The sequence below is a fragment of the Cognatishimia sp. F0-27 genome (genome assembly GCF_020667845.1).
In the GTDB taxonomy this organism is placed as follows: Bacteria; Pseudomonadota; Alphaproteobacteria; order Rhodobacterales; family Rhodobacteraceae; genus JAFMPQ01.
The window spans coordinates 1-392 of record NZ_JAFMPQ010000120.1; the positions used below are offsets into that span (position 1 = coordinate 1).

Annotated in this window: 1 protein-coding gene; it reads right to left on the minus strand. The window is 57.1% G+C overall.

Going from position 1 to position 392, the window contains the following annotated elements; all coding sequences use genetic code 11:
- The coding region (locus J1C49_RS22035) for a transposase (RefSeq protein ID WP_227447864.1) at window positions 1-307 on the minus strand (307 nt) is incomplete at its 3' end.
- Between the last annotated feature and the right edge of the window lie 85 nt (window positions 308-392).

Consider the following 392-nt stretch of genomic DNA (forward strand, 5'->3'; position numbering starts at 1 on the left):
TGTTCAAGGCTTCGCGGGTGCGTGCCAAGGCGACTGAAGATACCAGCTTTACCTCGAAACCGGCGACGCCGAGCCGATAAGCCAGAGCGCGATGACAATTGCCTGTTGCCTCAAAGGCCGCCCGGACAGGGCGGCCATAGTCCGAGAGCGTTGCGACCAATCGATCAAACTCTTCGAGCTGGTTCAGAACTGTCAGACGGCGACGGCGCTCTCGGCCGGGAACAGCGATCAAAACTTCATGGCGGGCTTTTGCGATATCAATCGCGACCAAAACAGGCTCGGCCTGTGCAATAGTGATATCGGTCATAGTCGGTCTCCCTTGCGGTGTGGTTTGTGCAAAACCACTGTAGGGACCCGAGACCCGGCTATGATCACCTGCTGCGCTTTTTGAT